Annotated in this window: 20 protein-coding genes and 1 tRNA gene; 15 read left to right on the top strand and 6 right to left on the bottom strand. The window is 57.4% G+C overall.

Annotated features, from left to right (window positions below):
- Positions 1-31 precede the first annotated feature (31 nt).
- Positions 32-1291: a HAMP domain-containing sensor histidine kinase gene (locus COA55_RS06130; RefSeq protein ID WP_063519419.1), complete on the top strand. Its 1260-nt coding sequence runs from the start codon at positions 32-34 to the stop codon at positions 1289-1291.
- Positions 1292-1298: 7 nt separating this feature from the next.
- Here COA55_RS06130 and COA55_RS06125 read toward each other — a convergent pair whose 3' ends face one another.
- The 3 genes from COA55_RS06125 to COA55_RS06115 all read right to left on the bottom strand — a co-directional run bounded on the left by COA55_RS06125 (position 1299) and on the right by COA55_RS06115 (position 4041).
- Complete coding sequence (locus tag COA55_RS06125; RefSeq protein ID WP_082872527.1) at positions 1299-2144, bottom strand: GAF domain-containing protein; 846 nt, start codon at positions 2142-2144, stop codon at positions 1299-1301.
- A 58-nt stretch (positions 2145-2202) separates the two neighbouring features.
- The gene (locus COA55_RS06120) at positions 2203-2910 is read right to left on the bottom strand and encodes a response regulator transcription factor (RefSeq protein ID WP_063519420.1); all 708 of its coding nucleotides are present in this window, start codon (positions 2908-2910) and stop codon (positions 2203-2205) included.
- Between the two features lie 138 nt (positions 2911-3048).
- Complete coding sequence (locus tag COA55_RS06115) at positions 3049-4041, bottom strand: helix-turn-helix domain-containing protein (protein ID WP_063519421.1); 993 nt, start codon at positions 4039-4041, stop codon at positions 3049-3051.
- Positions 4042-4134: 93 nt separating this feature from the next.
- Here COA55_RS06115 and COA55_RS06110 point away from each other — a divergent pair, with 93 nt between their 5' ends.
- Entirely contained in the window at positions 4135-5922 is a 1788-nt protein-coding gene (locus tag COA55_RS06110) for an acyl-CoA dehydrogenase (RefSeq protein ID WP_290501034.1), read from the top strand.
- Between the two features lie 292 nt (positions 5923-6214).
- Positions 6215-7258, top strand: coding sequence for a porin (locus COA55_RS06105; protein ID WP_231884038.1), 1044 nt, complete (start codon positions 6215-6217; stop codon positions 7256-7258).
- Positions 7259-7384: 126 nt separating this feature from the next.
- On the opposite strand, the gene fabB is transcribed toward COA55_RS06105, so the two are convergent.
- Positions 7385-8599: a beta-ketoacyl-ACP synthase I gene (gene fabB, locus COA55_RS06100; RefSeq protein WP_290501033.1), complete on the bottom strand. Its 1215-nt coding sequence runs from the start codon at positions 8597-8599 to the stop codon at positions 7385-7387.
- Between the two features lie 9 nt (positions 8600-8608).
- Entirely contained in the window at positions 8609-9136 is a 528-nt protein-coding gene (fabA, locus tag COA55_RS06095) for a 3-hydroxyacyl-[acyl-carrier-protein] dehydratase FabA (protein ID WP_290501032.1), read from the bottom strand.
- A gap of 382 nt (positions 9137-9518) precedes the next feature.
- Here fabA and COA55_RS06090 point away from each other — a divergent pair, with 382 nt between their 5' ends.
- The 5 genes from COA55_RS06090 (at position 9519) to adk (ending at position 14437) form a co-directional block, all read left to right on the top strand.
- Entirely contained in the window at positions 9519-11489 is a 1971-nt protein-coding gene (locus COA55_RS06090; RefSeq protein WP_290501031.1) for a heme lyase CcmF/NrfE family subunit, read from the top strand.
- Positions 11479-12036 (top strand): DsbE family thiol:disulfide interchange protein, encoded by a 558-nt coding sequence (locus tag COA55_RS06085; RefSeq protein WP_290501030.1) that lies wholly within the window; start codon positions 11479-11481, stop codon positions 12034-12036. Before COA55_RS06090 ends, COA55_RS06085 begins: the two co-directional genes overlap by 11 nt.
- Positions 12036-12473: a cytochrome c-type biogenesis protein gene (locus COA55_RS06080; protein WP_290501029.1), complete on the top strand. Its 438-nt coding sequence runs from the start codon at positions 12036-12038 to the stop codon at positions 12471-12473. The genes COA55_RS06085 and COA55_RS06080 overlap by 1 nt, the downstream gene beginning before the upstream one ends.
- Positions 12470-13495: a tetratricopeptide repeat protein gene (locus COA55_RS06075; protein WP_290501028.1), complete on the top strand. Its 1026-nt coding sequence runs from the start codon at positions 12470-12472 to the stop codon at positions 13493-13495. The genes COA55_RS06080 and COA55_RS06075 overlap by 4 nt, the downstream gene beginning before the upstream one ends.
- A 285-nt stretch (positions 13496-13780) precedes the next feature.
- Entirely contained in the window at positions 13781-14437 is a 657-nt protein-coding gene (gene adk / locus COA55_RS06070; protein WP_063518628.1) for an adenylate kinase, read from the top strand.
- Between the two features lie 458 nt (positions 14438-14895).
- Here the strand turns inward: adk and COA55_RS06065 are convergent, their stop codons facing one another.
- Complete coding sequence (locus tag COA55_RS06065) at positions 14896-15336, bottom strand: hypothetical protein (RefSeq protein WP_290501027.1); 441 nt, start codon at positions 15334-15336, stop codon at positions 14896-14898.
- Positions 15337-15353: 17 nt separating this feature from the next.
- On the opposite strand from COA55_RS06065, the gene COA55_RS06060 reads away from it, so the two are divergent.
- From COA55_RS06060 to COA55_RS06030, 7 genes are all read left to right on the top strand, one after another.
- Positions 15354-16103 (top strand): hypothetical protein, encoded by a 750-nt coding sequence (locus COA55_RS06060; protein ID WP_063538361.1) that lies wholly within the window; start codon positions 15354-15356, stop codon positions 16101-16103.
- Between the two features lie 249 nt (positions 16104-16352).
- Entirely contained in the window at positions 16353-16589 is a 237-nt protein-coding gene (locus COA55_RS06055) for a bacterioferritin-associated ferredoxin (RefSeq protein WP_082872398.1), read from the top strand.
- A gap of 126 nt (positions 16590-16715) precedes the next feature.
- Positions 16716-17195, top strand: a complete 480-nt coding sequence (bfr, locus tag COA55_RS06050; RefSeq protein ID WP_063519670.1) for a bacterioferritin — start codon at positions 16716-16718, stop codon at positions 17193-17195.
- A gap of 90 nt (positions 17196-17285) precedes the next feature.
- A tRNA-Arg gene (locus tag COA55_RS06045) sits at positions 17286-17362 on the top strand.
- A 405-nt stretch (positions 17363-17767) separates the two neighbouring features.
- Positions 17768-18007, top strand: a complete 240-nt coding sequence (locus COA55_RS06040) for an OadG family transporter subunit (protein WP_290501026.1) — start codon at positions 17768-17770, stop codon at positions 18005-18007.
- 15 nt (positions 18008-18022) lie between these two features.
- Positions 18023-19822, top strand: coding sequence for a sodium-extruding oxaloacetate decarboxylase subunit alpha (oadA, locus tag COA55_RS06035; protein WP_290501025.1), 1800 nt, complete (start codon positions 18023-18025; stop codon positions 19820-19822).
- On the top strand, positions 19815-21113 hold the full coding sequence (locus COA55_RS06030; protein ID WP_290501024.1) for a sodium ion-translocating decarboxylase subunit beta: 1299 nt from the start codon (positions 19815-19817) through the stop codon (positions 21111-21113). Before oadA ends, COA55_RS06030 begins: the two co-directional genes overlap by 8 nt.
- Positions 21114-21391: the final 278 nt, after the last annotated feature.

Raw genomic sequence — 21391 nt, 5'->3', positions numbered from 1 at the left:
CGACCATGAATAGCCATAAAATGAGCAAGGCATGAAAAAAACCGGCGTTCAACATCGTCTTACCCGCGTCTATCTGGTTCAGCTATTGTTGATCAGCCTGGCCACCGTTCTGGGCGTATGGGCGACGGCGAATATTATTGAGCATGTGCTGGTCAAACAGGCACTGATCAAGGAAGCCGACCACTACTGGTCGCTGGTGGAGGTAAACCCGACTCAGCCGCGTCCCAACACCCGCCATCTGCTGGGCTTGCTGGACAGTGAGGCGGTGCAGGATACGATTCCCCAGGTACTGGCGAATTTGCCTGACGGTTATCAGCGGGTGGATCTGGCCGGTGAGCGGCCCATTGTGTATATCGAGCACCGCGACGGCGCGCGGCTTTACCTGATTTTTGATGAAAAGCGCGTGTCGGTCTTGGCGTTCCTGTTCGGCATTCTGCCGTTAACCGGGGTGCTGTTGGTGATTTACATCACCTCGTTTCTCGGTTGGAAAAAATCCCGCGATTTACTTTCCCCCCTGGTCCAGCTTTCTGATGCATTACGGCAAACGCCGGTGAATGACCCCAGTGTGGCTCGCCCGGATCTCAGCGACATATCGGCGGATTCGGGTAGCGAAGTGGCGGTTTTGGTGGCGGCACTGAATGGCTATGCGGACCGGTTGGTGTCGTTTGTGGAGCGTGAGCGCCAGTTTACCCGTGATGCCAGCCACGAATTGCGCACGCCACTGGCGGTGTTTCGCGCCAACCTGGAATTACTGGTGAGCCAAGTGGGCGACCGCCCTCTGATTCGGCGTATGGACGACACCGTCGATGACATGGAAGCCACCCTGGAGACATTGCTCATGTTGGCGCGCACGGAGCAGCATAGCCAGCAGAGTGAGGACGTGATCGTCAATGATCTGGCGGTGAATCTGATTGAACGCCTGAACCCCCTGGCCGAGCGCAAGCAAATCCGCTTGCAGGTCCGGCAGACGGCGCTACTGAGCGTGAACTGCCCTGAGGCGGCGCTCACCATTGTGCTGACGAACCTGGTCCGCAATGCGATTAACTACAGTGGCTCTGGTGATGTCACCATCGTGGTGATGGATAAGGCCGTGCAGGTGGTGGATTATGGTGCGGGCATGGATGCGGATGAGTTGTCGCGCATCATGCAGCCGTTTGAGCGGGGCGGAAGCGTGGAAGGTGGCCACGGCCTGGGCTTGGCGATTGTGCAACGCCTGTGTGAGCGCTATGACTGGGAGCTGATGGTGGCCAGTGAACCGGGCAAGGGCACGGAAGTGCGGGTTCAGTTTTAACCGGGTATCAGAGCGCGCTCAACGTTTGCTGTTCAATCTGTACCAGTAGCTGTTTGGCATTCAGTGCGTCCCGGACGCGATGAATGACTTTCTCTGCCTTGCTGGTATCGGCGTCGGCAAGAAGAATCCCGAAATGATTGTCGCCCAGGTGTGCAACGCTGTCCTGTTCGCGCAACAGGGCGGCAAGGGAATCGGCGATAATCAGGCTGTCACTCTCCTCCGGTGCGTGCAGAAAAAGCACGCACGACTCGGTGCCGAAATCCCGGCAATGTTGCTGTTCCTCATTCGTTATATCCGCCCACCCCTGCGGACCGGGCAGGCCGGTCTGTGGGCAACGATCCGGGTGTTCCACAAAAATACTGATGCGTTGTTGCTGCGCGTCCCGCAGGGCATTGGCGAGCAGGAAGCTGATTAGCCGGGCTTCATGCTGCAGGGCGGGCAGTGCCTGTTCCAGGGCAGGGTTCTGGGGCTCCGGATCCAGGGCGCAAAGTGTGCCGAACAGCTGGTTGTCCCGGTCCACCAGGGGAAGACCGATATAGGCACCAATGGTCAGATCGCTGTTGATCGGGGCATGGCTATAGTCGGGATTGAGCTGTGCGTTGGCGGCAATGCGGGGGGCGCCGAGTTCCATCATTTTGGCGCAATAGCTTTGTTCCCATTGCAGGCGGTTGCCTTGGTTCAGGCCGTAGTAATTATCCCGGGAGCGCAATACCACCAACTCATCGGTGCGCAGGCGAGTGATCATCCACAGCGCCATACCAAAACGGTTTTGTAGTTGGGCTAGATGTGCGTCCAGCAATTCCTGGCAGGAAGAATAGCTGGCTAACGAAGTGTCGGTACGGTTGGCTGGCATAAATAGGCAAAATCGCTTTTTTGCCTATTCTCTGCCCCGAGCCCATCCAAGTGCAAGTTTACTGCGCGTTGCTGTGCGGTTGTGCTGTTTCCTGAATGCTAAAGCCAACGCCCGGCAGGGTGTTGAGCAGGGCAATATCGAAAGGCTTGTCTACCGCTTTGCGCAGGTTGTAGAGATGGCTGCGCAGGGCATCGGAATCGGGCACCAGGTCGCCCCACAGTTCGTGTTCCAGCTGTTCCCGGCTGACCACTTTGGGGGATTCGCGCATCAGGATACGCAGAATGCGAAAGGCAGTGGGGGAGAGTTTCAGTAACTGACCGTCGCGACGCACTTCCTGCCGGGCCGGGTCCAGTTCCAGATCGGCAATCTGCAAGGTGTTGGCAGTGACTTCCTTGCGTTGTCGGCGTACCAGCGCAGCCACCCGGGCTGACAGCTCCGGCAGTGCGAAGGGCTTGACGATATAGTCGTCGCCGCCGCGATCAAACCCTTCCAGTTTGTCTTCCAGCTGATCCCGGGCGGTCATGAAAATCACCGGCATATCCAGCGCCAGCTCCTTGCGCAGGTACTGGCAGAAACTGTAGCCGTCCTCGCCGGGCAGCATCACATCCAGAAGCATCAGGTCATAGTGATGCTCCTGAACGAGTTCCCGGGCAAGGCGAGTGTTGCCGGCGTAGTCCACACTGGCGCCTTCCTGCTCCAGGTACTCCAATACGGTCTGGGCCAGTTGCCGATGGTCTTCTACCAGAAGGATGGACAGGTTGTTCACAGGACTCTCCTTGTTTGTCTGTGAGTATATTCCGCGCGGGGGCGTCAAGGTTCCGTCAACAATCTTCACGCGGCTCCAGGCTTCCACTGTCAGGGGTTTCCTGCTGCTGCGCAATCAGGCAGATGACAAACGGCAGGACTAGTCGTTCAGGGCGCCGGTGCGGGCAAAACGCTGCCGGTAGTGGCTGGGGGACAGGCCGGTGTGCCGTTTGAACAACCGCGAAAAACTGCTCACGTCCTGATAACCCACCTGTTCAGACAGTTTGGCCAGGTTATTGGTGCCGCGCTCGAGCATTTTGCGGGCGGCTTCAATGCGCACCCGTTGCAGGTATTGCAACGGCGGCTCGCCCAGTGTGGTGGTAAACCGGCGCTGTAACTGGCGTGGGCTCAAATGCACCCGTTCGGCCAATTGCCCCAGGCTGGTGTTTTCCTTGTAGTGCTCGTGAATCCAGCCCTGGATGGCCTGCACTTGGTCGTCTTGATGATAGGTATGTGCCGGCAGGCCGGCGTAAATGCTTTGCAGATCGTTTCGCACATCAATGACAAACGCCCGGGCCAGTTCCCGGGCCAGATCCGCACCGCAGAAGCGCTCCACCAACAGGATGGTCAGGTCACGCCAGGCGGTGCCGCCACCGGCGCAGAAAATGTTGCCATCACGGGTAATCAGTTCCCGTTCATTCAGGTTTACCTGTGGGTAGCGATGGCGAAACTCCTGGCTGAATCCCCAGTGGGTAGTCGCGGTTTTATCGTCCAGTAGCCCGGCTTCAGCGAGCAGGAAAGCACCGGTACAGTTGCTGGCCAGATCAGCGCCGCCTTGATGCAGAAAACGTAACCAGGGTAGTGCATCCTGTTCCTGGGCCAGCACGGTTTCGATTTTGCCGCCAATGGTGGGAACCACCACCAGGTCGGCCTGATCCATCTGCTCCAGGGAACAATCCACTGCCATGCGGATGCCGTTAGTGCAGCGCACCGGGTTGCCACCACGGGACACCACCTGGACCTTGAATTGCCGGTTCAGAGGCTGTCCGTGAATCCGGTTCCAGGTCACTCCGGTCAGGTTGAGAAGATCCACCACCCCGGTGAGAGCAGAGGCGAAGACGCCATCAAAGGCCAGTACTGCTACCGTGAACATATGTCGTGTTCCACCATGAATTAGTCATAGGCGACAATGCCAGACACGGCATAACGATGGCAAGCTGTTGTCCAAAATAACCGGAGCGCTACTGTGAGTGATATGATTCTCGACCGCCGTGATTTGAGCTTTCAGCTTTTTGAGGTGCTGGACACCGATAGCCTGTTTGCCCGCCCGCGTTTTGAAGATCACAGCCGTGAGACCATTGAAGCGGCTCTGGATACAGCTGAAAAGTTGGCGCGGGAAAAATTCGCCAACCACAACGCACTGTCCGACAAGGAAGAGCCCACTTTCGTGGATGGCAAAGTGGTGATGCGCCCGGAAGTCAAAGAAGCGTTCGATGCCTATATCAATGCCGGTTTTTTATCCTCCCGGGCCAGTTTTGAAGAAGGCGGGATGCAGCTGCCGGAGATTGCCGCTGCGGCCTGTAAAGGCATGTTCACCTGTGTGAACCCCAGCTCTACCGGCTATGCGTTTCTGACGGCGGCAGCGGCCAATGTGATTCGTAACTTTGGCAGCGAGACCCTGAAAACCCGGTTCCTGGAACCGATGATGGCAGGGCGTTTCACTGGGACCATGGCTCTGACAGAACCCCATGCGGGGTCTTCCCTTACTGATATCCGCACCCGTGCGGTGCCCCAGGATGACGGCAGTTATCGGCTCAAGGGCAACAAGATTTTTATTTCTGGCGGTGAAAATGAACTGGCAGAAAATATCGTGCATCTGGTGTTGGCAAAGATTCCCGGTGGCCCGGAAGGGGTGAAGGGGATCTCCCTGTTTGTGGTGCCCAAATATCGACTGGATGACGACGGTAACCCGGATGCACGCAACGATGTGATTCTGGCAGGGCTGATTCACAAGCTCGGCTACCGTGGCACCACCAGCACTGCCCTGACGTTTGGTGACGGCGATGATTGCCATGGCTATCTGGTGGGTGAGCCCCATCAGGGCCTGCGTTACATGTTCCAGATGATGAACGAAGCGCGGGTGGGCGTAGGGTTTGGTGCCGGGCTGTTGGGTTATCGGGGTTACCGGTTTGCGCTGGATTATGCCCGTGACCGGGTACAGGGTCGCCACCCGGATGATGCGGATTTTTCCAAGCCGCAGGTGCCGATCATTGAGCATGCGGATGTGAAACGGTTGCTGCTCACCCAGAAAGCCTATGCGGAAGCGGCGATTGCCATGAGTCTGTACGGCTATCGTCTGGTTGACGAGATCCAGACCGGGGAAGAGGCAGCCGCCAAAGAGGCAGAGTTGCTGCTTGATCTGCTGACTCCGGTATTGAAAACCTGGCCCTCCGAGTTTGGTCTGAAAGCTAACGATATGGCGATTCAGGTCTTCGGCGGTGCGGGTTACACCCGTGAATATCCGGTGGAACAGGTGTGGCGTGATAACCGTCTTAACCCGATTCATGAAGGTACGACCGGCGTGCACGGTCTGGATCTGCTGGGCCGCAAAGTGTGGATGGACAACGGCAAGGGCATGCTGTTGTTGGCGAAACGAATCATGGCCGATGTGCAGGCCACCGCTGACGAGCGCTGCAAGCCAATGGCGGATGCGTTGCAAGCCATGTTGCTCCTGATTGAAAAAGCCACCCAGGCGGTGGGCAAGCAAATGGCCAGTGCCGGCCCGCGCGCGGCATTATCCAATGCCAATGCCTATTTGCAGTTGCTGGGCCACACCGTGGCGGCGTGGATGTGGTTACGCCAGGCTAATGCAGCAGTCACGTTGAGCGACCCTGACGATGCGGTTTTTGCGAAAGGAAAATTGCAGGCTGCCCGTTACTTCTTCCGCTGGGAATTGCCCCGGGTGGAATGGGATGCGCAACAGCTGATTAATGGCGACGACACCTTTATGGAGATGGATCCAAGCTGGTTCTGATTATGTTCTGATTACGGCCTTGTCGTGATCACTGGATTAACCGAGTGTGCCTATCGTCATCAGGCTCGGGACCTGCCATTGGCAGGAGAAGCTATGACGGTATTTTTTGAGCCCCCGCCAGGGGGCTTTTTTTTTGCCGTCTTTTTGCCGCTCTGCGGCCACAACGGAGTTCACACAACACGCAACACCAGGGTCTCGCCGTGCTTGCTCGTTCTTGTTGGTGACACAAAACAGTCATATAGTCGTCATCAATTGCGAGCGACACATTGAGCGGGGAATTAACGTGAAAAAAATGCTACTTGCGGCTTCGGTCGCCACGGCCATGTTGCCTGTGGGGGCCATGGCGGCGCCGACCTTCTATGGCAAGCTGAATCTTAGCGTGGATAAAACCAGTGATTATCCGGAGGGCGCCCTGGTCTTTAGCCAGGATGATCTGTCCGACGCCTGGTTTGTGTCCAGCAACAACTCCCGGCTGGGGGTGAAAGGCGAAGAGCCGCTGTATAACGACAGCCTGTCGGTGATTTACCAGATGGAAGTGGGTTACGACGCGGACGGTGATAGCAGCGCCACCTTTTCCACACGCAACAGCTTTCTGGGCCTGGGCACCCAGGTGGGCAAGATTTTCGCCGGCCGTTACGACAGCGTGGTGAAACTGGCGGAAGGCAAGATCGACCAGTTCAACGATACCGTGGCGGATATGGACACCGTCTTTCTCGGCCAGCGCCGTAACAGCAATAGCCTGAACTGGGAAAGCATGGACCTGGGCGGCATTGTGGTGAGGGCCCAGCTGGCGCCGGGTGAAGACGATGTGGTGGTCGGCGTGGCGCCCAACAGTGAAACCAAGGACGGACTCACCGATACCTGGGGGCTGTCTGCTACCTATCAGCAGGATGCTCTCTATGCCGCTCTGGCCTATGAAAGCAGCTACACCGACGGGACCGTTGGGCCTGCCATTGACGGCGGTGACCTGGAAACCGTGCGCGCTTCCCTGGGGCTGAATGTGAGCAGCAGTGTGGCGGTGGGTGCCATTGTCGAGCGCAGCAAACTGGACCCCTACGGCGCGCCAGAGGGTGACCTGATGTCGTACCTGCTGAGCGGCAAGTTTGGTGTCTCTGAGCGTGTGGCCCTGAAGGCCCAGGCGGGTATGCTAGATAGCAGCGATCTGGATCTGGATGTGGCCACGCTGACGGTGGGCGCAGACTACAAACTGGGTGATTTCACCACTGCTTATGGCTTGATTTCTGCCTCAGACACGGACTTCGATCCGGCGGGCACTATCAATGATGTGGACGAGTCCGGCATGGCGTTTTCCGTGGGCATGATCCACAAGTTCTGATTCGGCGCCGGTCCCACTGGCCGCTGGAAACCACAAAAAAGCCCGGCTACGGTAAGTGCCGGGCTTTTTTGGTGAGGGCCGAATAACGCTTTTGGCATTGTCAGCCATTACTGCACAAGGTTGAACTCAGCTTTCCCATTTACGCAGCACCAGGCTGGCGTTGGTGCCACCGAAGCCGAAACTGTTGCTCAGCACGGTGGTCGGGCCGCTGTCTTTGCCTTTCACCAGCACAGGCATGCCGTCGGCTTTTTCATCCAGGGTTTCAATGTTGGCACTGATGGCGGTGAAGTCATTCTGCATCATCAACATGCAATAAATGGCTTCCTGTACCCCGGCCGCACCCAGGCTGTGGCCGGACAGGCTTTTGGTAGAGCCAATCGCCGGACACTGATCGCCAAACACTTCACGGATGGCTTTCAGTTCGGCCACGTCTCCCACCGGCGTACTGGTGCCGTGGGCGTTAATGTAGTCTACCGGGCCTTCTACTGTCGCCAGCGCCTGGCGCATGCAACGCGCTGCGCCTTCGCCATTGGGGGCGACCATGTCGTGGCCATCACTGGTAGCGCCGTAACCGAGCACTTCGGCGTAGATGGTCGCGCCACGGGCCTTGGCGTGTTCCAGTTCTTCCACCACCACCATGCCGCCACCGCCGGCAATCACGAAACCATCGCGGGTGGCGTCGTAGGCGCGCGACGCTTTTTCCGGTGTGTCGTTATATTTGCTGGAGAGGGCGCCCATGCAATCGAACAGACAGCTCAGCGTCCAGTGTTCCTCTTCACCACCACCGGCAAAGACCACGTCCTGCTTGCCCAGTTGAATCTGCTCCACGGCGTTGCCGATGCAGTGAGCGCTGGTAGCACAGGCGGAGGCGATAGAGTAGTTCACCCCCTTGATCTTGAACGGTGTGGCCAGGCACGCCGATACGGTGGAGGCCATCACTCGCGGCACCATGTAGGGGCCAACCCGTTTCACGCCGCGGCTGCGGGCAATATCCGCCGCTTCCACCTGGTTAAAGGACGAGTGCCCGCCAGAGCCGGCAATCAAACCGGTGCGTTCATGGCTGACCTGCTCGTCACTGAGGCCGGAATCGGTAATGGCGTTCTGCATGGCCACGTAGGCGTAGGCCGCCGCATCACCCATAAAGCGGCGGGGTTTGCGGTCGATAAAGTCGTCCAGCTGGATAGTGGGCGTGCCCGCTATCTGGCTGCGCATGCCGATTTCCTTGTATTCCTCTTTAAAGCGAATACCTGAGCGGCCCTCCCGCAATGAACGGGTGACGCTGTCTGTGTCGTTGCCCAGACAGGAGACAATGCCCATCCCGGTGATTACTACGCGGCGCATGAATCGCTCCTAAAAACCGTCGGTAGAAGTGAACAAACCAACTTTCAGATCGTCGGCCTGGTAGATGTCTTTTCCGTCCACGGACACGGTGGCATCGGCCAGTCCGAGCACCAGCTTGCGGGAAATGACCCGTTTCAGGTCGATCCGGTAAGTGATTTTCTTGGCCGTGGGCAGCACCTGGCCGGAAAATTTCACATTCCCCACGCCCAGTGCACGGCCCCGGCCCGGGTTGCCGACCCAGCCCAGGAAAAAGCCCAACAATTGCCAGGTGGCATCCAGGCCCAGGCAGCCCGGCATCACCGGGTCGCTTTCGAAGTGGCAATCAAAAAACCAGAGGTCCGGTCGGATATCCAGTTCGGCAATGATTTCCCCTTTGCCGTACTTACCGCCCTGATCGCTGATATGGGTGATACGGTCCATCATCAGCATGTTAGGTAATGGAAGCCGCGCATTGCCGGGACCAAACAGCTCACCGTGTGCACAGGCGAGGAGCTCCTCGCGAGAGTAGGAAGATTTCTGTGTTGTCGTAGTGCTCAAAGTCTTACTCCATGCAGGCCAGGGCGGCGCATTTTGAGTATATGGATTATTTGTGACGTTTTATCTTCAGCGCGGTGACACCCTGTCATGTAAGCGCTGATAGTAGCAAAGCGAGGTGAGAGCATACGAATAGCAACCGTCTCAAAATATGTCTTGGCGTCGTTTTACCGAAAATGACCGATGAACGGAGTGAAATGACCGCTGTCTATCTTCTTGTACCGCTCAGGGGGTCTTTTCATTGCGGCACCGCCACGGACTTGCAATTGCCGGACCATCTACCGATGCTATGCGCGCCGGATCGCGCCAAATAGCCGCGTCCGGCCGCCCCTTGACCAGTCAAAAACGCAAGTCGCATATCCAGTCGTATAAGTAAGGAGCTCTCGTGGCGGTAGAAATCGGGCATCTTTCCCTGTGGTTGGCACTGGCTGCTGCCCTGTGCCTATCAGTTTTCCCCCTGATTGGCGTGTATCGCAACCTGCCTGCCTGGCAGTGGTATGCCCGTCCGTTGGCCTGGGTGCAGTGGCTGGCCATGACTGTCGCCATGGTGGCGCTGGGCTATTCTTTCTATATCAATGATTTCTCCGTGACCTATGTGGCTGGGCACAGCAACTCTGCGTTGCCGCTGGAGTACCGGTTGTCTGCTATCTGGGGCGGCCACGAAGGGTCCCTGTTGCTGTGGGGCTGGATGCTGTCCGGCTGGGCGGCCATGGTCGGGTTGCTGAGCCGCAGTGTGCCATTGCCGATGGTGGCCCGGGTGCTGGCTGTCATGGGCATGATTTCCGTGGGCTTTATGCTGTTTATGCTGCTCACCTCCAACCCCTTTGATCGAAACCTGCCCTGGTTCCCGCTGGATGGCGCCGATCTGAATCCGCTGCTGCAAGACCCTGGACTGATTATTCACCCGCCCATGCTTTATATGGGCTATGTCGGTTTCTCCGTGGCGTTTGCATTTGCGGTGGCCGGTTTGTTGATGGGTAACCTGGATCCGGCCTGGGCCCGCTGGGCCCGGCCGTGGACCACGGTGGCGTGGAGTTTCCTGACCGTGGGTATCGCGCTGGGGTCCTGGTGGGCGTACTACGAACTTGGTTGGGGCGGCTGGTGGTTCTGGGATCCGGTGGAAAATGCCTCCCTGATGCCATGGCTGGCGGGTACAGCCTTGATTCACTCACTGGCGGTGAGCGAAAAGCGCAACATGTTCCGTGCCTGGACGGTGTTGCTGGCGATTATTACTTTCTCTCTGAGCTTGCTGGGGACTTTCCTGGTGCGCTCCGGGGTGCTGACCTCGGTCCACGCTTTTGCCAACGACCCGGCCCGGGGAGCTTTCATTCTTGGCTTCCTGATTGTGGTCGCCGGTGGCGCATTGACCTTGTTTGGCCTGCGGGCGTCGGCGCTACGCAGTGATACCGGTTTCAAGCCGGTATCGCGGGAAGCCTTCCTGCTGGGTAATAACCTGATTCTCCTTACCGCCACATCCGTGGTGTTGATGGGAACGTTATTCCCGCTGATCGGCGAAGCGCTGGACATGAAAATCTCCATCCGCAGCCCTTACTTCAATGGCTTCTTTGTGCCGTTGGCCTTTGTGCTGATTCTGCTGATGGTGCCGGGCATGTTCAGTAACTGGAAACGCCAGGACGGTAACACCCTGTTCAAGCGCATGGCGCTGTTGGCCCCCGCCGCCATTATTGCCGGCTGGTTTGGCTCTCGCCTGCCAGAGCCCAGCCCATGGCAGGGCGTATTGGCGATCATGCTGGCGCTGTTTCTGGTGTTTGCCCACGTGGACGATGTGGTTCGCCGGGCCCGTGCCTACAAGCAAGGTTTTGTCACCGGGCTGGGCAAACTGGGGCGCGGCTACTGGGGTATGGTGCTGGCTCACTGTGGCCTGGCGGTATTGATTGCCGGCATTACCCTGGTCAGCTTCCACGAAGTAGAGCGCGACATTCGCATGGCGCCGGGGGATACGGCGGAACTGGGGCACTACACCTTTGTGTTCGACAGCCTGGACGAATACCGCGGGCCCAACTTCGATTCCACCCGTGGTCATTTCCACGTGAGCCATGACGGTGATCCGGTGGCGGTGATGCACCCGGAAAAACGTACCTACCACGCCAGCCGCCAGGTAATGACCGAAGCGGCCATCGATGCCGGTTTCTGGCGCGACCTGTATGTGGCCCTGGGTGAACCGCTGGATGACAGCAATGCCTGGGCGGTGCGCATTTACTTCAAACCCGGAATTCGCTGGATCTGGTTAGGCGCCTTGATCATGGCCCTTGGTGGTGCCCTGGCGCTGACAGACAAACGTTACCGCCGTAACCGTTTTGCGGCCAACGACGCAGGAGCTGCCAATGAAAGCTAATTCTCCCTGGGTGTTTTTGCCTCTGGTCGGCTTTGTGTTGCTGGCGGTGCTGTTGGCCAGCGGCCTGGGTCGTGATCCACAGGAACTGCCTTCTGCGTTGGTGGGCAAACCGGCACCGTCGTTTTCCCTGCCGTCGTTACTGACCGAAGAAACCTATACTGAAGAGTCCCTGAAAGGGCGTTGGCAGCTATTGAATGTGTGGGCCACCTGGTGCCCCACCTGCCATGTGGAACACCCGTATCTGCTGGAGCTGGCGGCACGGGGTGTGGCCATTTCCGGGTTGAACTACAAGGACGAGCTGCCGGCCGCCCGTCAATATCTGGCTAACCTGGGTAACCCCTTCACCCATGTAATTGTGGATGCCGACGGCCAACTGGGACTGGATCTGGGGGTCTATGGGGCCCCGGAAACTTTCCTGATTAACCCGGCGGGGGAGATCGTGTTGCGCCACGCGGGGGATTTGAATGCCCGCGTCTGGGAAGAAAAATTTGTTCCTTTATTGCCTACACAGTCGCCAGCGACGGGGCAGGGTGAGGGAGAAGAATAATGCTGCGTATGGTGTTGCTGCTGATACTGTCCATGCCGGCCTTGGCCGCCATTGATGTCTATCAGTTCGATAATGAACAACAGGAACAGCGTTTTCGTATCCTGTCTGAGGAACTGCGTTGCCCGAAATGCCAGAACCAGAGCATTGCGGATTCCGATGCCGGCATTGCCCAGGATATGCGAACGCGAGTGCATACCATGATCCTGGAAGGCAAAAGCGATGAGGACATCGTCGATTATTTTGTCTCTCGTTATGGTGACTTTGTCAGCTATCGCCCGCCGGTGAATGCCGGTACCTCCATTTTGTGGCTGGGCCCCATTTTGTTGTTATTGGGTGGCGGCGTAGTGATCGTTATGTTGCTGCGTAACGCCAGCCGTAAAGCGGCAGCAGAAGATGAGAGATCCCAGGGTAAAGAACCGGAAGAGGGCACGAAATGATGTTGTGGGTGATGGCGCTGGTTCTGTTGCTGGTGATGGCTGCGGTGCTGTGGATGATGTGGCGCCGTGAAGGGCGCAAAGCCGGCAAGAACATGACGGGCGCGATAGGTATTCCCCTGGTGATGGTGGTTCTGGCCGGCGCCGGTTACGGGTTTATCGGTCTTAACGAGCACACCAGCACCTGGTTGGGGCATAAACAGGAATACGGTGAGGTGGCGCGGCAAATTATCGCCGGGCAACCACCGGAGAAAGCCGCCTCTGAAGTGCCCGCCGGGGCCTTGGTGCGGGTGTTGCAATCCGAACTCTCCCGGACCCCCTCTGCCGTTGGTTGGTATGCCCTGGGCGCTCTGTATGACCAGTTGGGAGCGCCGGCACAGACCGAAGAAGCCGCTCGCAAGGCCTTGCAGCTGAATCCGGATGATGCCGCCATGCATCTGCTGCTGGCACGCGCCTTGATCGAAAAGAATGAAGCACGGCTTACCGACCCGGCGCTGGACGAAATTCGCTGGGTGCTGGACCGTGAACCGAATCACGATGGGGCCTGGATGTTGCTGGCCATGTCGGCGGACCGGGCCGGGCGTTATGCGCTGTCGGAACAGGCCTGGGCGTCTTTGTTGTCCCGGCACAGCGAAGGCGAAACGGCGGAACTGTTGCAGCGCGGTTTGGATCGGGCCCGGGAGCAAAAGCAGCGTGAAGGGGTCTTTGCCAACCTTGGGGCGACAATCAGCGGTGAAGGCCTGCCGGCTGGTGGTACCCTGTTTGTGTTCCTTCGCGAAGCGGGAAGCACCGGGCAACCGCTGGCTGCACAACGGAAAGTGGTTCCCCATTTCCCCATTACTGTGGAGCTGACGGCGGCAAACTGGCTGCAGGGCTACCCGGACGCGCAGGCGGACCTGGTTATCGGTGCCCGCTACACGCCAGCACCGGGTGCCTCGGTGGATCAGGCGGCGATTACCGCCGTACCGGTTTCGTTACAACTTCCCCAGGCGCAGCCTGCAACCCTCGATTTGTCCCGCCAATAGGGGCTTGCCGCCCCGGGCTGCTACCTAAGTAGCAGCCCCTATCCCTTGTGATGAAGGGGGCCTCAAGGTAAAGTTGCACCCCTTCGGAGGCTGGGTTCCTCTGATTTGTACACCCATACGCTTGGAAATTACGCCAGTTTACGCCGTCTGCGGCGGGCATTGCGCCCTCTCGTGGGGTTAGCGTGGGCCGTATCCAGAGCCGTACGGCACTTGGCCGTGGCGATGAGGGTGAATAAATCAGAGGGACTTTTTGCCTCTTCTGACGACAGTAAGATGGAGAATCCTATGCGTGTCATCCTGCTTGGTGCCCCCGGTGCGGGCAAGGGCACCCAGGCGCAGTTCATCAAGGAACAGTTCAATATTCCTCAGATTTCCACCGGTGACATGCTGCGCGCTGCGGTAAAAGCAGGCACTCCACTGGGCCTGGAAGCCAAGAAAGTGATGGATGCGGGCGGATTGGTCTCTGACGATATCATCCTCGGCCTGGTGAAAGAGCGCATTACGGAAGATGATTGTGCAAACGGCTTCCTGTTCGACGGTTTCCCCCGCACCATTCCCCAGGCGCAATCTCTGGTGGAGCAGGGTGTCGATATCGACTTTGTAGTGGAAATCGACGTAGACGATGAAGAGATCATCGAGCGTTTGAGCGGTCGTCGCGTCCACCCGGCCTCTGGCCGTGTGTACCACACCAAGTACAACCCACCTAAAGTTGAAGACAAAGACGATGAAACCGGTGATGAGCTGGTTCAGCGTGACGACGACCAGGAAGAGACGGTTCGCAAGCGTCTTGAGGTGTATCAGGCGCAGACCCGTCCGCTGGTAGATTTTTATCAGGACCTGGCCAGGCAGGGCGAATCTAACGCACCGGCCTATGTGCGTGTTGCAGGCGTTGGTTCTGTTGAGGACATCCGCGACCGCGTGCTGTCCGCCCTGAAAGGCTGATTACGGCCTCCTGTGGGAGGCTGACAAAACGCTGTATAAAAACGGGAAGCTTCGGCTTCCCGTTTTTTTTGGGGAGGAATCACAGAAAGCCTGCAACCAATAGCCAAGCATGCACCATCTGGCGTATTCCCTGATATCGCCCCAAATCTCTCACCAAACCCCTCCCAGTGTGAATACCGACTGGCGCTTACCCCCTGTTCGTCCTGATTTACCTGCTGCCATATGCCCGGATTTTCTCCTGAGTTGGGAAAGGGGCGCCGTAATGTGGATGGCGGGTTGTCTCTCAAGGAGCTGCACGGCGCGTCTGGTTCGGAGTCGTCTCGAACTGAAAAAACAACGAATGAGGATGCAACCCAATAAAAGTGATGCCTAATAGCCTTCCGGGAAGTGGAAAAATGAACGGCATTTCTCGCAAAGTAATGGGGGCGATTCTTTCAGGCGGCGCGTAACGGTTCTACTCAAATCAAAATAGTCTGTCTTGTTGATTCGCTGTAAGAGGCGCAGGAAAGAAAGGCGCCTTTGCCTGGGTGATCTGTCTTTTTCAGGCGCGATAGCGAGAGGAGGCTTTCCATAATGGCTGTGGATTTTATTGTAAGAGCGCTTTTTTTTCGTGCACATGGACTGTGTTGTTGTGTAAACCCAAGGTGTGCAGGAAGAACAACGAGTGTAGAAAAACGTGCAGAAATACTGCCCCAGGAAGATTCAATATTCGTCGGGAGGTAAATAATGCCCATAAAAAATAAAACGAAAACGCGTAAAAGAGAAACGGGGTGAAAAGGGCGGGTAGCAAAGGCAGTGAAAAAAATCAGAAAAATTAAAAGTGGGTTGATTAAATAATGTACCAACTGATTTTTTTTTATGCTATTTTCCACTTGTCGCAGTACTGATGACAACGCCATAGCTTAGGAGATCAATCATGGCTAGAGCAAAGAAAGCCGCCGCGAAAAAAACTGCGGCGCGCAAACCCGCAGCGAAGAAAGCCGCTGTTGCAAAAGCACCGGCTGTTCCCAAATCTGTCAGCAACGCTGAATCCAAGGTTAAATTACAGGACAAAGCTGTAGCCCAGGCAGAAAAGAAAGTTACCCAGTCACAAACCAAACTTGATAAGCATCGCGCCAAAATCGACGCAGAGAACGCCAAACTGTCGAAACTGCGTGCCGATGTTGCCGCCAAGCGTGAAAAAGCACAAAAAACTTCCACTGCCGCCGCCAAGCGTGCCGTTGAAACTGCACGCGGTCGCATGAACACTGCGCGCCTGAAACTCCAGGATATTCGTGGCGAAGCGAAACTGATTCGTGCCGAGATCCAGGCCGCCAAGAAAGTGGTTGCCCGCGAAGTGAAGAAACTGCGCACTGCTGAGCGCAACTTCAAAGCCAAATTGCGTGATCATGAGCGCAAACTGGCGAAGAAAGCCAAGGCCGAACAGAAGAAAGCGGAGCAGAAAGCCAAGGCAGCTGCGCGTAAAGCGGCGGCGAAGGCCAAGCGTGCGGCCAAGAAAGCGACCGCTCGCAAGCCCAAGGCGACTGCAAAAAAAGCAGCGACTAAAAAGGCGCCTGCCAAAAAAGCGGCCACCAAGAAACCTGCAGCAAAAAAGGCAGCAACCCGTAAAGCGCCTGCCAAGAAAGCTGCACGTAAGCGTACTCCGGCCAAGAAGAAGCCTTCCTGATACGTCAGAAGGGTTTATGAAGGCTAAAAGCCCCGCTTTGCGGGGCTTTTTTATGCCTGTCGTACAGGTCGTGCTGCCAGGATTTCACCGTGAGATAAGGGTGCTGGGTGGCTAAATGTGCATTTTGCATATGGATGGCGTTGCTCTCAGGGAAGCTGGAGCGGGGTGGGTGAATAGATCCCCAAAAGTAGTTGATAATGATTCGCGTTAGGTTTAGCATCCTTTTCAGAGATTGAGGAAAGGCGACTTATGTACGTATGCATTTGTAAGGGTATTACTGACAACCATATACGGGAAGCGGTCGATTCTGGCTGCGACAGCCTGCGTGATCTTCGTCGGGAACTTGGGGTTGGAAGTCAGTGTGGTAAATGTGCCCGTCACGCCCGCCAAATTTTGCGTGAGACCCGTAGCGCAAACGAGGCGACCTCATTCTCGAACTCTTCTACTGCTGGTGAGGCGGTTGTTTTCTGGCCACAAACCGCATAAACAATCGTTCTCATTTGCATAAGCGCTTGTATTTGAAGCGCTTTTTTTCCTCTCCTGCCTTGTCTCTGTCACACACTTGCTGAACAATAGGGGTTACCCCAAGTTCATGTGACGGAGATCCCCCCAATGAAAGGCGACGCCAAAGCGATTGAGTTCCTCAACCGTGCACTCGGCAATGAGCTGGTTGCCATTAACCAGTACTTCCTCCACGCCAAGATGTACCAGGATTGGGGCTTGCAGGCACTCTATGCCAAGGAATATCACGAATCCATCGACGAGATGAAGCATGCGGACATGCTGGTCGAGCGCATTCTGTTCCTGGAAGGCATTCCCAACCTGCAGGATCTGGGCAAGCTGATGATTGGTGAAAACACCAAGGAAATGCTGGAATGCGATCTCAAGCTTGAGCAAATGGCTGTGCCAGACCTGCGTGAAGGCATTGCTTATTGCGAATCCATCCAGGATTACATCAGCCGTAACCTGCTCAAAGATATCCTCGAATCCGAGGAAGAGCATATCGATTGGCTGGAGACCCAGCTCGGTCTGATCGATAAAGTCGGCCTGGAAAATTACATGCAAAAACAAATGGCTGCCGCAGAAAGCTGATTGCCGAACTTTTAACCGATCTACGCTTGACTCACCGCGGGGCTTTCGGAATAATGCGCAGCCTCTCGCGGCGTTACAGCAACGAGATTTGCACCGGTAGCTCAGCTGGATAGAGCAACTGGCTACGAACCAGTAGGTCGGGGGTTCGACTCCCTCCCGGTGTACCATACGAATAAAAGAAGGCTCCCAATCGGGGGCCTTTTTTTATGCCGCTCTGCGGCCGCTGCACGCCTCACCCTTCATGCCGCATGCAACAGGCTCGCAGGCTCAACGCTGTCCGAGCAGGTACGACCCCCAAGTCTTCCCGACGCCGTATTGCACTTCATTCCATTGCGATATTTTTTACTCTACGGTCTGGATAAATCTGGCCTGCACGCCGTCGATTGATCAAAACCACCAACCGGTTCCTCGCATGCCTCATTGCGGGTTGTCGACAATCTGTCTACATTGCCTTTAACCCCGCGAGAGCAATACCGGCTCACAAGGCCACCATGATGCCCGCCCAAACGGCGACGCCTTTCGCTCTCGCACGCGGTGACTGAATCCGCTTTTGGAACCAAAAGGAGTGTTCCATGAACGCTATGATGGCTCAGGGTGTCGAACTCATGCTGGTTGGCATGGGTGTCGTGTTTGTTTTTCTGATTGTGCTGGTGGCCGTCACCACTGCCATGTCGGCGCTGGTGCAGAAATTCGGCCGCGAGGAACCGGCGCCGCAGCCCGCTTCATCCTCCCCGCAAAATATGCCATCGCCGGCCATTATCAAAGCTATCGAAAAAGCGGTGCAGCAGCATCGCCAGTCTTCACTGTCATAGATACCGGATTATTCCATGAGTGACCTGAAACCGTTGGGCATTACCGATGTGGTGCTGCGTGATGCGCACCAGTCCCTGTTTGCTACCCGTATGCGCCTGGATGACATGCTGCCGATTGCTGCGGAACTTGATGACATTGGCTTCTGGTCACTGGAATCCTGGGGTGGGGCGACCTTTGATGCCTGTATTCGTTATCTGGGGGAAGACCCCTGGCAGCGCATCCGCGAATTGAAGCAGGCCATGCCAAAAACGCCACAGCAAATGCTGCTGCGTGGGCAGAACCTGTTGGGCTATCGCCACTATGCGGATGATGTGGTGGATACCTTTGTGGAACGTGCAGCGGAAAACGGCGTGGATGTGTTCCGTGTGTTTGATGCCATGAACGATATGCGCAATATCGAGCGGGCCATCGCCGCTGTGGTAAAGCAGGGCAAGCACGCCCAGGGCACCATCGCGTACACGGTCAGCCCGGTGCACACCATGGACATGTGGGTGGAGCAGGGCAAAGTGATCGAACAGATGGGCGCCCATTCGGTTGCCATTAAGGACATGGCCGGCCTGCTGCGCCCCGCCGTGGCGTTCGAGCTGGTGACGCGCCTGAAAGCTTCCCTGAATATTCCCGTGCACATGCAATCGCACGCGACCACGGGGCTGTCCACCGCCACGGCCCTGAAAGCGGCAGAAGCGGGCATCGACAACGTGGACACCGCCATCTCGTCCATGTCGATGACCTATGGTCATAGCCCAACGGAATCCGTGGTCGCCATGCTGGAAGGCACGGACCGGGATACCGGGCTGGATATCAAAAAACTGAATCGTATTGCCGGTTATTTTCGTGAGGTTCGCAAAAAGTACGCCGCCTTCGAAGGCAGCTTGCGAGGTGTGGATGCGCGCATCCTGGTGGCGCAGGTGCCCGGCGGCATGCTCACCAATATGGAAAGTCAGCTCAAGGAGCAGGGCGCAGCGGACCGGTTCGATGAAGTGCTGCAGGAAATTCCCGGCGTCCGTGAAGATCTGGGGTTCATTCCACTGGTGACGCCCACCTCGCAAATCGTCGGCACCCAGGCGGTGCTCAATGTGCTCTCCGGCGAACGCTACAAAGTGCTCAGCAAGGAAACCCGCGGCATCCTCCGTGGCGAATATGGCGCCGCACCGGCCCCGTACAATGCCGAGCTACAGCAGCGCACCCTGGAGGGGGACGAACCGGTTACCTGCCGCCCGGGTGATCTGCTCGACAACGAAATGGGCAGTCTCCGTGATGAAGTGCTGTCTCTGGCAAAAGACAGGGGCATGGCGCTGGCGGAAGGGGAGCGCTTAATCGACGACGTGCTTACCTATGCGTTGTTCCCGCAAATTGGGCAACGTTTTCTGGAAAACCGGGGCGATGCCTCGGCGTTTGAAGCGGCACCGGGCGAAGGTAAAGACGCGGCCAGCAGCGGCACGCAGTCAGAAGGGGTTTATACCGTTGAGGTAGACGGCCAACAGTACACGGTGAAAGTGAACGAGGGCGGTGATGTAACCGGCCTGCGTGCGGTGGGTGGTGCCTCTGCCCCTGCGCCATCCGCCCCCTCTCCCGGTAACCCGGCCAACAGCGTGCCGGTGCCTGCGCCGCTGGCGGGGAATATTTTTCAGGTACTGGTGAAGCCTGGTGATCAGGTCACCGAAGGTCAAAAAATCATGGTGCTGGAAGCCATGAAAATGGAAACGGATGTGTCCAGTACCTGCGCAGGCGTGGTCAGCGAGGTTGCCGTGAAAGAGGGCGACGCCGTGGCCGTGGGGCAAACCCTGCTCAGCGTGGAGCCCGCCAATGGATAAGCTGCAAACCCTCTGGCACAGCACCGGGCTGTTTCACATGAGCGGCGGCCAGCTGGTCATGCTATTGGTCTGCCTGGGTTTGCTGTGGCTGGCCATTCATAAAAAATTCGAGCCATTGCTGTTGTTGCCCATCGGCTTTGGTGGCTTGCTGGCCAATATTCCCATGGCCGGGCTGGCGGAATCCGCCATCAGTCAGGCGCTGCATTTTGGCTCTACAGAGCTGCTGGCCTCCATGGCACAGGTGCTGGGTATGGAGGCCGGGGCAGGGCGTGACGCGCTTTATACGGCCGCGCAGGCGGCAGGGCCAGCGGTGCAGGATCAGCTGCACCACCTGGCAGTAAAAGCCAATTACGGCGACGGTATTCTCTATTTGATTTATACCGTAGGCCTGACTACCGGCATTTTCCCGCTGTTGATCTTCATGGGCGTAGGGGCGATGACCGATTTTGGCCCGCTGCTGGCCAACCCGCGCACCCTGTTGCTGGGCGCGGCGGCGCAATTTGGCATCTTTGCCGCCTTGCTGGGGGCGCTGGCGCTGAATTTTCTGGGCATGGAATTTTCCCTGTCGGATGCCGCCGCCATTGGCATCATCGGTGGCGCAGACGGTCCCACTTCCATCTATGTCACCACCAAGCTGGCGCCGCATCTACTTGGCGCGATTGCGGTGGCGGCCTATTCCTACATGGCGCTGGTACCCATTATCCAGCCGCCAATCATCCGGGCGCTGACCTCGCAAAAAGAGCGCCAGATCAAAATGGAGCAACTGCGCTCGGTGAGTCAGGTAGAGAAAATTCTGTTCCCGATCCTGTTGCTGGTGCTGGTGGCGCTGGTGTTACCCGATGCGGCGCCACTGCTGGGCATGTTCTGCCTGGGTAACCTGATGAAGGAATCCGGGGTGGTGAACCGGCTCGTGGATACCACCAGCAATGCCCTGATCAATGTGGTGACCATCATGCTGGGGCTGGCCGTGGGGGCGAAACTCAGCGCAGAACAGTTCCTGGTCATGGAAACCCTGGGTATCCTGGCCCTGGGGCTGGTGGCCTTCATGATCGGCACCGCCACTGGCGTGCTGATGGCCAAGCTGCTCAACCGCGTCAGTCGCCACCCGGTCAATCCCATTATCGGCGCCGCCGGTGTGTCCGCCGTCCCCATGGCGGCACGGGTGGCCAACAAGGTCGGCCTGGACGCCAATCCCCACAATTTCTTGCTCATGCATGCCATGGGTCCCAACGTGGCCGGGGTCATCGGCTCCGCCGTCGCCGCCGGCGTCCTGCTCAACTTCGCAGGCTGATCTTCCCCCGCGTGGCGTTCGCGCCACGCGCTTCCTTCCCCTCCCATCCCTGTAGGAGTTCCCTTCCAGGGGACGAACCGCGCGAAGCGCGAAAAAGGTCCGAAGGATCATCACTAGAGTCAGAGGCGCGGCCTGTTCTTCTATTATCGCAATAGGCGGCAAGGTGCAGAGCGACCTTCGTTCGTCCCCTGGAAGGGAACTTGTATGTTTGAATGCTCTTCCTGCAACCATGCAGGACTTGCCGGGGTGGAGGGACCAAAGGAGCATCTGACCCAAGG

Origin of the sequence: Alcanivorax sp. (assembly GCF_002733835.1) — a bacterium.
Classification (GTDB): domain Bacteria; phylum Pseudomonadota; class Gammaproteobacteria; order Pseudomonadales; family Alcanivoracaceae; genus Alcanivorax.
Note: the sequence above shows the minus strand (reverse complement) of the source record. Positions and strands in the feature narration are given on the sequence as shown.

Bases quoted from the DNA above. Each gene is read 5' to 3' on its own strand.
- oadA (WP_290501025.1), top strand. From the start codon at position 18,023: ATGAGTGACCTGAAACCGTTGGGCATTACCGATGTGGTGCTGCGTGAT.
- bfr (WP_063519670.1), top strand. From the start codon at position 16,716: ATGAAAGGCGACGCCAAAGCGATTGAGTTCCTCAACCGTGCACTCGGC.
- COA55_RS06125 (WP_082872527.1), bottom strand. From the start codon at position 2,144: ATGCCAGCCAACCGTACCGACACTTCGTTAGCCAGCTATTCTTCCTGC.
- COA55_RS06105 (WP_231884038.1), top strand. From the start codon at position 6,215: ATGCTACTTGCGGCTTCGGTCGCCACGGCCATGTTGCCTGTGGGGGCC.
- COA55_RS06130 (WP_063519419.1), top strand. From the start codon at position 32: ATGAAAAAAACCGGCGTTCAACATCGTCTTACCCGCGTCTATCTGGTT.
- COA55_RS06115 (WP_063519421.1), bottom strand. From the start codon at position 4,041: ATGTTCACGGTAGCAGTACTGGCCTTTGATGGCGTCTTCGCCTCTGCT.
- COA55_RS06065 (WP_290501027.1), bottom strand. From the start codon at position 15,336: ATGGCGTTGTCATCAGTACTGCGACAAGTGGAAAATAGCATAAAAAAA.
- COA55_RS06075 (WP_290501028.1), top strand. From the start codon at position 12,470: ATGATGTTGTGGGTGATGGCGCTGGTTCTGTTGCTGGTGATGGCTGCG.
- COA55_RS06080 (WP_290501029.1), top strand. From the start codon at position 12,036: ATGCTGCGTATGGTGTTGCTGCTGATACTGTCCATGCCGGCCTTGGCC.
- COA55_RS06055 (WP_082872398.1), top strand. From the start codon at position 16,353: ATGTACGTATGCATTTGTAAGGGTATTACTGACAACCATATACGGGAA.
- COA55_RS06060 (WP_063538361.1), top strand. From the start codon at position 15,354: ATGGCTAGAGCAAAGAAAGCCGCCGCGAAAAAAACTGCGGCGCGCAAA.
- adk (WP_063518628.1), top strand. From the start codon at position 13,781: ATGCGTGTCATCCTGCTTGGTGCCCCCGGTGCGGGCAAGGGCACCCAG.
- fabB (WP_290501033.1), bottom strand. From the start codon at position 8,599: ATGCGCCGCGTAGTAATCACCGGGATGGGCATTGTCTCCTGTCTGGGC.
- COA55_RS06040 (WP_290501026.1), top strand. From the start codon at position 17,768: ATGAACGCTATGATGGCTCAGGGTGTCGAACTCATGCTGGTTGGCATG.
- COA55_RS06085 (WP_290501030.1), top strand. From the start codon at position 11,479: ATGAAAGCTAATTCTCCCTGGGTGTTTTTGCCTCTGGTCGGCTTTGTG.
- COA55_RS06030 (WP_290501024.1), top strand. From the start codon at position 19,815: ATGGATAAGCTGCAAACCCTCTGGCACAGCACCGGGCTGTTTCACATG.